This window comes from Pseudonocardia sp. NPDC049154 (assembly GCF_040648315.1).
In the GTDB taxonomy this organism is placed as follows: domain Bacteria; phylum Actinomycetota; class Actinomycetes; order Mycobacteriales; family Pseudonocardiaceae; genus Pseudonocardia.
The window spans coordinates 20,740-30,094 of record NZ_JBEZDN010000099.1 but is presented as its reverse complement, the minus strand read 5'-3'; the positions used below and the strand labels follow the sequence as shown (position 1 = coordinate 30,094).

Genomic DNA, 9,355 nt, shown 5'->3' with positions numbered 1-9,355 from the left:
CGCAAGGATGGACGCCACGGCGTGCTCGATCCCCTCCGTCATCGCCGGCAGGCGAGTCAGCCGGTCGACCAGCTGCGCCGCGAGCGTGATCGTCGAGGGGTTCGGCACGGACACCGCGGCGAGCGACTCCAGGAGGGCGGGGTCCAGAACCTGATCGAAAGCCTTACGCCGGCCCGCCGACAGTTCCCCGCGCCCGGACAGCACGACGGCGGCGCGGCCGGTGCCCTGCCGGACCGTCGGGGTGCCGACCTGGCCGCCGCCTTCCGCGACGCCGGCGTTCGCGATCGTCTGCCGTGGCGCGCTGCCGGTGCGGAACCGCTCCGCGAGGGCGGCGAGGGTGCCCGCCGGGTCGGCGAGAGCCTCGTCCATGCCCACGCCGATGTCGACAAGGTCGACGAGCTCAAGCATCACGAGGTCGTCGTCGAGGGCCCGCTTCACGGTGCCGAACTGGACCCCGAGGAGTCCGTCGAGGGCGGTCAGCGTGCGCTGACGGACGTCGAGGCCGTCCTCCACTCGACGCCAGGTCATCGGGGCTACGGACGCGGCGGAGGCCGCATCGTTCACGGACCAGCCACGGCGCGCTCGGATGATCTGAACGAGGCCCCCGAGGACATGCCGGCGGACGTTCTTCCGCTCGGCGGGGTCGGGTCGGTCCACGTCTGGATCATCAAACAAGGTGTCGTCAGCCATCATCATCGCGCTCCCCATTGGGCCATGGTGCCCAGAGTTAACTACCTCTGTCAAAGAGGCGCACCCCGGGCCTACCTGCGGGTTCCGAATGTCACGTCCTGTTCACCCGCGTGGGTGCGTGGCCCGACACGCCGAAGAACCCAGGTGAGTTAGTTCCAGCCATGATCTCCGGTTAGGATCTCTGTCGTGGCCCGACCCCGCGCTGTTACAGCGGTAGCGATCAACGGCCCGGCGCTGCGCGCGATCCGGGAGCGTTCCGGCATCTCCTGCTCCGCCCTGGCCCGCGAGGTCGGAGCGGACGTCTCCTTCCTGGCCCGCGTCGAGCGCGGCGAGAAGCGGGGCGTGCGGATGGAGACGTTCGAGCGTCTCTGCTTCCACCTGGAGATCGACCCGCGCGCGATCATGGAAAACCCATTCGGTACCAGACTGGCCCGGAGTGGGCCCACTGTGGTACCTTGCGGGAGTAGTACCAGCAGTACCCGGGTTGCCTGACTCCCCAACGGCCCGGAAACGCAGTAGGCGGGCTCCGGAGGCCCTAACTCCGAAACCCGCCCAGACACTGGAGGTCACCTCTCCAATGCACTACGACCCGAAGTCTATCGGTCGCCCCGAAGACCGCATGACTGGCGCGCCGACCAGCGACAACACCCACCAGGGTGACCTTTTCGCGCAGGAGCCGGACCGCGCGCAGACGATGACCGAGGCGTTCCTGGAGTTCCACAGGGCGAACCCGCACGTCTACCGCGCGCTCCGCGACCTCGCCCGCAACTGGCTCACCCAGGGCAAGACGAAGTGCAGCATCACGCTGCTCTACAACGTCGCCCGCTGGAGCCTCAGCCTCCGCACCGAGGGCGAGGGCATGTTCGAGCTGAACGACCACTACCAGGCGTACTACGCACGCGCCCTGATGCGGTTCGAGCCCGACCTGGCCGGGATGTTCAACATCCGCACCGCCCCCGAGGCTGACAGCTGGATCGCCTCGTTCGACGAGGCGGCCGCCTGATGGACGCCGTCGAGCTGGTCACCTCCTACATCAACATGGGCATCGCCGTGTTCCCGCTCTACGGGGTCGGTGAGGACGGCCGGTGCCAGTGCGGCCGCGACTGCCCCTCCCCGGCGAAGCACCCCCGGTTGGGCCTCGCCCACCGGAAGGACGACCCGCGCCGCGCCACCTGCCGCGGCGAGTGCGGGATGCTCGGGCACGGCCTCCACGACGCGACCACCGACCCCGGCCAGGTCGCCGAGTGGCTCGCCGCCTTCCCGACCGCGAACTGGGCCGTCCGCCCGCCCGTCGGCGTCCTGGTCCTCGACGAAGACCCGAGGAACGGCGGGGACGTCGAGCTGGCGAAGCTGGAGGAGCGCCACGGTGCCCTCCCGGCCACACTGACCGCCCGCACCGGCTCCGGCGGCCGCCACATCTGGCTCAGCTACAACGGCCCGGCCCGCGGGAAGCTGTGCGCCGGCGTCGACTGCAAGACGAACACCGGCTACTTGGTCGCCCCGCCGTCCAGGCACATCTCCGGCGGCACCTATGAGTGGGTCGACCAGCACGCCGCCGCGTACGCGCCGCAGTGGGTCAAGGACATCATGAACCCGCCCGTGCGCCTCCGGCCGCAGCCGCGGACCCGCGCGGACCTCACCCGCGTCGGGAAGGGCCTCGTCGACTACGTGCTCGGGAAGGCGTTCGGCGAGGTGAACGACGCGGTCTACTGGGCCGCCTGCCGTGCCGACCAGCACGGGATCCTGGACGACATCCTCGAGGACCTCGTCCAGGCCGCCGGGCACGCCGCCGGAGCTCAGGCCAGCCACGCGGGGGAGATGCAGACCCGCCGCACCATCGAGTCCGCACGCCGGCGGCCGAACGACGCCACCCGCCGGGTCCGGCGCACCCTGCCCACCGTCGATGAGTTCATGGGCGTTCGCGCCGGAAAGGCCGGTGCGTGATGGCCGCCCCGATCCGTCAGCTGTTCCCGGACCAGGGCCCGCCGCCGGAGGAGGCCCCGAACCCCACCGAGGTCATCCCGGGCCCCGGTGACCCCCTCGCGGTCGCCCGGATCGTCCTCGACGAGATGACCGACGACGACGGCCACCTCCTGCTCCGCCGGTGGCGCGGGGAGTGGTGGAAGTACCAGGGCCCGCAGTGGGTCGAGACCGACCCCGAGGCGATCCGGAAACACCTCTACGAGCGCCTGGAACACGCCAAGTACGAGAAGGTCGTCGGGGGCGGCATCAACCAGCGGGTCGAGCTGAAGGGGTGGGCCCCGGACAAGGGGAAGGTGGACAAGCTGATCGACGCCATGGCCGCGCCGACCCTGCTGTCCCGCGACGTCGAGGCCCCCACGTGGCTGTCGACCCGCACCTCCGCACGCGGGTTCGTGCCCTGCCTCAACGGCCTGGTCGACGTCGACACGCAGGAGATCCGCCCGCTCACCCCGGACTACTTCGGCACCGTCGGCATCCCGCTGGAGTTCAACCCCGAGGTCGGTCAGCCCACCGAGTGGCTGAAGTTCCTCCGGACCCTCTGGAAGCCGGTCGACGGGAAGGACGCCGACGAGATCCGCGCCCTCCAACAGTGGTTCGGGTACGTCCTGTCCGGCCGGCTGGACCTGCAGAAGATGCTGCTCCTCGTCGGCCCGCCGCGGTCGGGCAAGTCCACCATCGCCCGCATCCTGCGGGACCTCATCGGGGAGGCGAACACCTCCGCGCCGACCCTCGCGCTCCTCGCGCAGAACTTCGGCCTGGAGACGACGATCGGGAAGACCCTCGCGATCGTCGGTGACGCCCGACTCCAGTCGCAGGGCCAGGAGACGGTGGTGGAGCGCCTGCTGAGCATCTCCGGGCAGGACACGCTCACCCTCGACCGGAAGAACCGCACGGCGTGGACCGGGGTCATGCAGGCCCGGATCATGATGCTGTCCAACGAGCTGCCGCGGTTCGGCGACGCCTCCGCCGCCATCGCGTCCCGGTTCATCATCCTGCGCCTGGAGGAGTCGTTCCTCGGGCGCGAGGACACCGGACTCGAGGACAGGCTCCGCGCGGAGTTCCCCGCGATCCTGAAGTGGGCGCTCGACGGCCTGGCCGACCTCAACGCGAAGAAGCGCATCACGGAGCCGGCTGCGCACGTGGAGGCGATGCAGGAGCTGTACGACCTCGTCAGCCCGATCTCCGCGTTCATCCGCGACGTCTGCGACACCGACGACCCCGACGGCACGGTCCTGTTCGACGACCTCTACCGGCACTACGTCCGGTGGGCGAAGGACAACGGCCGGGGCACGGCTGCGACCGCGAAGTTCAGCGCGGACCTGAAGTCGAGGCTCCCGAACTACCGGATGACCCGCCCGACGGTGAACGGGGTGAAGTCCACGAAGAAGTACGCGAAGGGCATCACGATCCTCCCGGAGTGGCTGGAGGCCGTGCAGGCGGAGGACGCGATGTCCGGGTACGTGAGCGGATGGGGACGAGGAGCATGATCTAGCCGAACCTGGCCGATAGGAGCCCCGCACCCGGGTGGTGCGGGGCTCCGTCGTGTCTTCAGGGAGGGCACGATCCGGGGGTGGACGCCCATGCGGACGCCTAGTGGACGCCTATGGTTGTGATCGTTTACGAGGCTCTGACCAGGGAAAGACGCCTATGGACGCCTATGGACGTCCACTTTCTAGAAGACTGTCCATGTACGCGCGCGCGCACGCGCATGTATGGGGCTCTCGTAGCCCGAATATAGGCGTCCATGGGCGTCCACCCACGTCTTCCGCAGGTCAGACAGGGTGCCGATGATCTTTCGATGGGCGTCCGATAGACGTCCACCTAGGCGTCCACCTTCGGTTAGGACCCGCTACCAGCGTGAGATCCTGGGGGCAGTGCCCGAGAGGGGTGCCAGGTCAAAGGGGTAGGGGGGTACCGGGTGAGCAGGCGGTGGGTGGGGGGTAGCAGCAGGGCATGGCGCAGGGTGAGGGCCGCAGTGCTGGTGCGGGATGGTCACCGATGCAGGCTGAAGCTCGACGGCTGCACCACCGTGGCGTCCCACGTCCACCACACACAGCCCCGCGAGCTGGTCGGTGACGACCCTGCCCACCTCATGGCAGCGTGCGCGAGCTGCAACCTGAAGGTCGGCGACCCAACTCGCCATGATCCTGCGCCCTCGGTGCGCGCATGGTGGGACGACGAACCCGCGTGACTCGCTCGACGCGCTGACCTGCGATTTTTTGACGGCCGGCGGCCCGCCTCGGACACCCGCTGCCCTGTTTCTCTCCCCCCGCAGGTCAGCGGCACGCGCGGGATAAGCCTCTGACCTGCACAAACCTGGCCCGTACTGGCTGATCCTGGCCCATGATCTGTTAGGATGAGGTTGCACGACCCTGTCCCGTCGTGTAGAGGGGCGGGGTCCGTGTCGGGGAAGCGGCAGATCAGGGCGGTTCCGACGCCGAAGGGCGCGAAGCTCACCGAGTCCGTCCGGGAGACGGTGGAGAAGCTGACGCTGAACCCGGAGGACGTCGCGGTCGCGCAGCTGGCCGTGGAGTACGCCGAGACGATTGAGCGGGCGGCCGATCTCGCCGAGGAGGCCGCGAACCTCCCGTACGACCCCGACACCGCGGTGATGGTGGCCCGGCTGAAGCAGCGGGTCGAGGCGCACACTGTGATGGCCGACGTCGGGCCGAAGCTTCTCGCCGCGCTCGACGCCCTGGGCGCGACCCCGAAGGCCCGTGCTGCCGCTGGGAAGCCTGCGCCGGCGTCCGGTGGCTCCGCCCTGGCGAAGCTGCGGGGCGCGTGATGACGGCCGTCCTGGACGCCCCGGAGAAGGTCCTCGGGTCCGCGACCCCCCGACTGTTCACGCCGCCCCTCGTCGAGGGCCCGGCGGGACCGTGCGGGTGCGGGTGCGCGCTGACCCCGGAGACGTCGCTCGGGTTCCAGGCGGTGACGTTCGCGGAGGACGTCGTCGGGGTGGCCCTGCTCGGCTGGCAGCGGTGGTGGCTGATCCACGCGCTCGAGCTGCGGGCAGACGGCACGTTCCGGTTCCAGACGGTGCTGACCCTCGTCGCCCGCCAGAACGGGAAGACACACCTGCTGAAGATCCTCGCGCTCTACATGATGTACCTGGGCAAGGCGGACCTGGTGCTCGGTGCGGCGCAGAGCCTCGACACGGCGAAGGAGTCGTGGCAGGGGGCGGTGGACCTCGCCGAGGACGCCCCCGACCTGGCCGCCGAGATCGCCCCCAACGGGGTGCGGCGGGCCAACGGGGACATCTGCTTCACCCTCACCTCGGGTGCCCGCTACCGGATCTCCGCGGCGTCCCGCTCCGCCGGCCGTGGCCTGTCGGTGGACCTGCTGATCCTCGACGAGCTCCGCGAGCACCGCGACTGGCTGGCCTGGGGCGCGCTGTCCAAGACGACGACGGCCCGGCCGAACGCGCTGATCGTGGCGATCAGCAATGCGGGTGATGATCAGTCCGTTGTTCTGAACAGCCTCCGGTCCGGCGCGCTGGGGGAGCAGGACCAGCGCATGGGCCTGTTCGAATGGTCCGCCCCGGATGGCAGCGAGCTGGACGACGTCGCCGGGTGGGCGCAGGCGAACCCCGGGCTCGGGGTCACCGTCTCCGAGGAAAAGATCCGCAGCTACATGCTGACGGACCCGCCGGCCACGTTCAGGACCGAGAACCTCTGCCAGCGGGTCGACGCGCTCGACGCCGCGGTGGACCTTGCGTCGTGGCAGGCGTCCCGCGATCCGCAGGGGTCGCTGAAGGAGGTCCGGGCCCGGATCGCCGCGTGTGTCGACGTCGCCCCGGATGGTGCCCACGTGACCCTCTGCGGGGCCGCGGTGCTCGACGACCTCCGCCTCCGGGTCGAGGTCCTCGCCGCGTGGCCTTCCGCGTCTGCTGCCCGCCGTGAGCTGCCGGCGCTCCTCGGGAAGATCAAGCCTGCCGCTGTCGGATGGTTCCCGTCGGGTCCGGCCGCCGAGATCGGGGCGGAGATGCGCGCGATCGAGGCCCTGGAGCTGAAGGGCCAGGAGGTCACGGAGGCGTGCCAGGAGTTCGCCGGGCTGGTCGGCGGCCGCCAGATCCTGCACCCGGACGACGCGCTCCTCAACGCCCACATCTCCGGCACGTCGAAGCTCCGCAGCGGCGACGGCTGGAGGTTCGCCCGCAAGGGGGCGGGTCACGTGGATGCCGCGTACGCCGCGGCGGGTGCGGTCCGGATCGCCCGCACGCTGCCGCCCCCCGAACCGAAGCGCCACCGAGCGAGGGTGTTCTGACCATGCCTGCTGTCCTGCTGTCCGTCGTCCAGGCCCTCGCGGTGCTGGCCGTCCTGATCGGGGTCGGCCTCGCGCTGCCTCTGTGGGGCTCCCTGATCGTGGATGGGGTCCTCGTCCTGGCGCTGGCCGTGGCGGTCGAGCGCATCGTCGAGAGGCGTCCTAGCGCGCCCTCAGATCGCCGTGACGGCGTCGAGCAGCCGGGGGTGGAGTGATGGGGCTGGCCCGTCTGTTCAACCGAGACGTCCAGTACACCGCGACGGACACGAAGACCGGGGCGCGCCAGACGTTCACGATCGTTGACGACATCGCCCCGGACTGGAGCCGCGGGGAGTACCGGGGCGGGATGGGCCTGCCGGGTGCGTGGCGCTGTGCCCTGCTCATGTCCGACCTCCTCGGGTCGGTGCCGTGGCACGCCTACCGCGAGCGCGCCGGAGCACCGCCGGAGAGGATCGTCCCGACCCCGCCGATCCTCGACCAGCCGGCCCCGCCGGACCCGCGGGTCACGACCTTCTCCTCGATGGTGCTCGATCTGATCTGGCATGGAAATGCAATCGCCCTGATTGCTGGTCGGAACCGCGAGGGGTGGCCCGTCGCCTACCTCCCGGTGAAGGCCGAGGACGTGCAGGTGAAGCGGGTCGAGTCGTACGACGGCATCGCGCTCCCGCTCGGGACGATCGCCTACCGGGTTGGGAGCACTTGGTACCCGGCCGAGGAGGTCCTCCACGTCAAGGGCCCGTGCCGACCGGGTGCGCTCCGTGGCATGGGTGTCCTGGAGAACCATCTGAACGGCGTTCTGGGCCTGGCGGAGGAGCAGGGCCGGCAGGCTCGGGCGGTCGGGAACGCCGGCGTCCCCACCGGCACGCTGACGGTGGAGGACACCCCGGAGGACCCGCTGACCCCGGAGGAGGCCGCGGAGGTCAAGGCGGGGTGGATGCGGTCGCAGCGGGAGCGGTCCGTGGCGGTGCTCAACGCCCGGACGAAGTTCGACGCCCTCGCGTGGAACCCCACCGAGACGCAGCTCCTGGAGGCCCGGAAGTTCAGCCTCCACGAGACTGCCCTGATCTTCGGCCTCGATCCGTCGTGGCTCGGGGTGTCCGGATCCTCGATGACCTACCAGAACGTCGAGCTGAAGGGCCTGGAGCTGGTCAAGTACAGCCTGACCGGGCACCTCTCCCGGCTGGAGCAGACGCTGACGCTGCACCTGCCGCGCGGCACGTGGGCGAAGGCGAACCTCGACGCGATCCTCCGGGCGGACACGAAGACCCGGTACGAGGCCCACGAGATCGGTATCCGCGCCGGCTTCCTCACGGACGACGAGGCGCGTGCGCTCGAGGACCGGCCGCCCCTGACTCCGGCTCAGCGGGAGGCGCAGAAGCCGCCCGTTCCCCGTCCCGCTGAGCCGGGCCCTGAAGAAGACCAGACCGACCAGGAGACGACGTGACCGAGACCCGCAAGCCTGCCGCCCGCAAGCCGTCCCCGGCCCCGCGCACGGAGACCCCCGCCCCGGCCGCTGACCGTGCCGTGGAGGCCCCGAAGAAGGCCGCGTCGTGCAACCTCCCCGGCTGCGATGACGCCCCGGAGTGGCGCGGTCTGTGCTCCGCGCACCGCCAGACGCACCGCGGCCTGGCCGACGAGAAGGAGAAGCGATGACCGAGATCATCCGGGCGTTCACCCCGGAGCTGGAGATCCGGTCGGCGGCGAAGGGCGGCGACGGCCGGACGATCGAGGGGATCATCGTCCCCTACGGCCGGAAGCAGCGGATCGACTCGCAGCTGGTCGAGCAGTTCGCGCGGGGTGCGTTCAACCATCAGCTCAACGCTCCGCACCGGGTCCGGTTCGGGCGGGAGCACATCAGCCTGGGCGGGACGCTGATCGGCCGCGCGGTCGAGCTGCGGGACGACTCCGCGGGTGCGTGGGGCGCCTTCCGGGTGTCCCGTACGCCGGCGGGCGACGAGACGCTGGAGCTGGTGAAGGACGGCGTGCTCGACGAGCTGTCCGTCGGGTTCCGGGAGCGGCAGAACCGCCGCCTGTCCGACGGCACGATCGAGCGGGTGAAGGCGGACCTCGTCGAGACGTCCGTCGTGTTCGCGGGTGCCTACGGGCGTGGTGCCGTGATCTCCGCGGTCCGCGAGCTCGCCGGTGACCCGGCCGAGGTCGACGAGGGCCACGTCTGTACGTGCGGGGCGGCGACCAGGGCGGCACAGGCTGCCCAGATCCTCGCCGGTCTCCCCGTCCTGCCCCCGCCCGCCGCATGACTTGCCGGATCGGGGTCGCTGGTGTAGTGGCCCCGATCATGTACGATCATGGTTGAAGCTAGACCGAAGTAGCACGACCAGCGCGACGCCGACACCCCGGCTACCCGCTGGCCCCGGCACCCCGGCCTCTCCTCGATGCCGACACCCCGGTGGTCACGGCCCGG

The 9,355-nt window shown here is 70.5% G+C and carries 11 protein-coding genes; 10 read left to right on the top strand and 1 reads right to left on the bottom strand.

Annotation, left to right across the window (positions count from 1 at the left end; genetic code table 11):
• The coding region (locus tag AB0B41_RS32405) for a helix-turn-helix domain-containing protein (RefSeq protein WP_358210131.1) at positions 1–708 on the bottom strand (708 nt) is incomplete at its 3' end.
• Positions 709–876: 168 nt separating this feature from the next.
• Here AB0B41_RS32405 and AB0B41_RS32400 point away from each other — a divergent pair.
• The 10 genes from AB0B41_RS32400 to AB0B41_RS32355 all read left to right on the top strand — a co-directional run bounded on the left by AB0B41_RS32400 (position 877) and on the right by AB0B41_RS32355 (position 9,191).
• Positions 877–1,182 (top strand): helix-turn-helix transcriptional regulator, encoded by a 306-nt coding sequence (locus AB0B41_RS32400; RefSeq protein ID WP_358210129.1) that lies wholly within the window; start codon positions 877–879, stop codon positions 1,180–1,182.
• Between the two features lie 127 nt (positions 1,183–1,309).
• Positions 1,310–1,693 carry a hypothetical protein gene (locus AB0B41_RS32395; RefSeq protein ID WP_358210127.1) on the top strand — a complete coding sequence of 128 codons (384 nt, stop codon included), beginning with the start codon at positions 1,310–1,312 and terminating at the stop codon, positions 1,691–1,693.
• Positions 1,693–2,634: a bifunctional DNA primase/polymerase gene (locus AB0B41_RS32390; protein WP_358210125.1), complete on the top strand. Its 942-nt coding sequence runs from the start codon at positions 1,693–1,695 to the stop codon at positions 2,632–2,634. Before AB0B41_RS32395 ends, AB0B41_RS32390 begins: the two co-directional genes overlap by 1 nt.
• Positions 2,634–4,160, top strand: a complete 1,527-nt coding sequence (locus tag AB0B41_RS32385) for a phage/plasmid primase, P4 family (protein ID WP_358210123.1) — start codon at positions 2,634–2,636, stop codon at positions 4,158–4,160. The genes AB0B41_RS32390 and AB0B41_RS32385 overlap by 1 nt, the downstream gene beginning before the upstream one ends.
• Positions 4,161–5,074: 914 nt before the next feature.
• A complete protein-coding gene (locus tag AB0B41_RS32380; protein WP_358210121.1) occupies positions 5,075–5,458 on the top strand; it encodes a hypothetical protein in 384 nt (127 codons plus the stop codon).
• Positions 5,458–6,936, top strand: a complete 1,479-nt coding sequence (locus tag AB0B41_RS32375) for a terminase (protein WP_358210119.1) — start codon at positions 5,458–5,460, stop codon at positions 6,934–6,936. The genes AB0B41_RS32380 and AB0B41_RS32375 overlap by 1 nt, the downstream gene beginning before the upstream one ends.
• 2 nt (positions 6,937–6,938) lie before the next feature.
• Positions 6,939–7,148 carry a hypothetical protein gene (locus AB0B41_RS32370; protein WP_358210117.1) on the top strand — a complete coding sequence of 70 codons (210 nt, stop codon included), beginning with the start codon at positions 6,939–6,941 and terminating at the stop codon, positions 7,146–7,148.
• Positions 7,148–8,377 carry a phage portal protein gene (locus AB0B41_RS32365; RefSeq protein ID WP_358210115.1) on the top strand — a complete coding sequence of 410 codons (1,230 nt, stop codon included), beginning with the start codon at positions 7,148–7,150 and terminating at the stop codon, positions 8,375–8,377. Before AB0B41_RS32370 ends, AB0B41_RS32365 begins: the two co-directional genes overlap by 1 nt.
• Complete coding sequence (locus AB0B41_RS32360; RefSeq protein WP_358210113.1) at positions 8,374–8,586, top strand: hypothetical protein; 213 nt, start codon at positions 8,374–8,376, stop codon at positions 8,584–8,586. The genes AB0B41_RS32365 and AB0B41_RS32360 overlap by 4 nt, the downstream gene beginning before the upstream one ends.
• The gene (locus AB0B41_RS32355) at positions 8,583–9,191 is read left to right on the top strand and encodes an HK97 family phage prohead protease (RefSeq protein WP_358210111.1); all 609 of its coding nucleotides are present in this window, start codon (positions 8,583–8,585) and stop codon (positions 9,189–9,191) included. Before AB0B41_RS32360 ends, AB0B41_RS32355 begins: the two co-directional genes overlap by 4 nt.
• The last annotated feature ends 164 nt before the right edge of the window (positions 9,192–9,355 follow it).

Excerpts from the sequence above, each read along its gene's own strand:
- AB0B41_RS32370 (WP_358210117.1), top strand. The coding sequence starts at position 6,939 with ATGCCTGCTGTCCTGCTGTCCGTCGTCCAGGCCCTCGCGGTGCTGGCC.
- AB0B41_RS32390 (WP_358210125.1), top strand. The coding sequence starts at position 1,693 with ATGGACGCCGTCGAGCTGGTCACCTCCTACATCAACATGGGCATCGCC.
- AB0B41_RS32395 (WP_358210127.1), top strand. The coding sequence starts at position 1,310 with ATGACTGGCGCGCCGACCAGCGACAACACCCACCAGGGTGACCTTTTC.
- AB0B41_RS32375 (WP_358210119.1), top strand. The coding sequence starts at position 5,458 with ATGACGGCCGTCCTGGACGCCCCGGAGAAGGTCCTCGGGTCCGCGACC.
- AB0B41_RS32355 (WP_358210111.1), top strand. The coding sequence starts at position 8,583 with ATGACCGAGATCATCCGGGCGTTCACCCCGGAGCTGGAGATCCGGTCG.
- AB0B41_RS32385 (WP_358210123.1), top strand. The coding sequence starts at position 2,634 with ATGGCCGCCCCGATCCGTCAGCTGTTCCCGGACCAGGGCCCGCCGCCG.
- AB0B41_RS32365 (WP_358210115.1), top strand. The coding sequence starts at position 7,148 with ATGGGGCTGGCCCGTCTGTTCAACCGAGACGTCCAGTACACCGCGACG.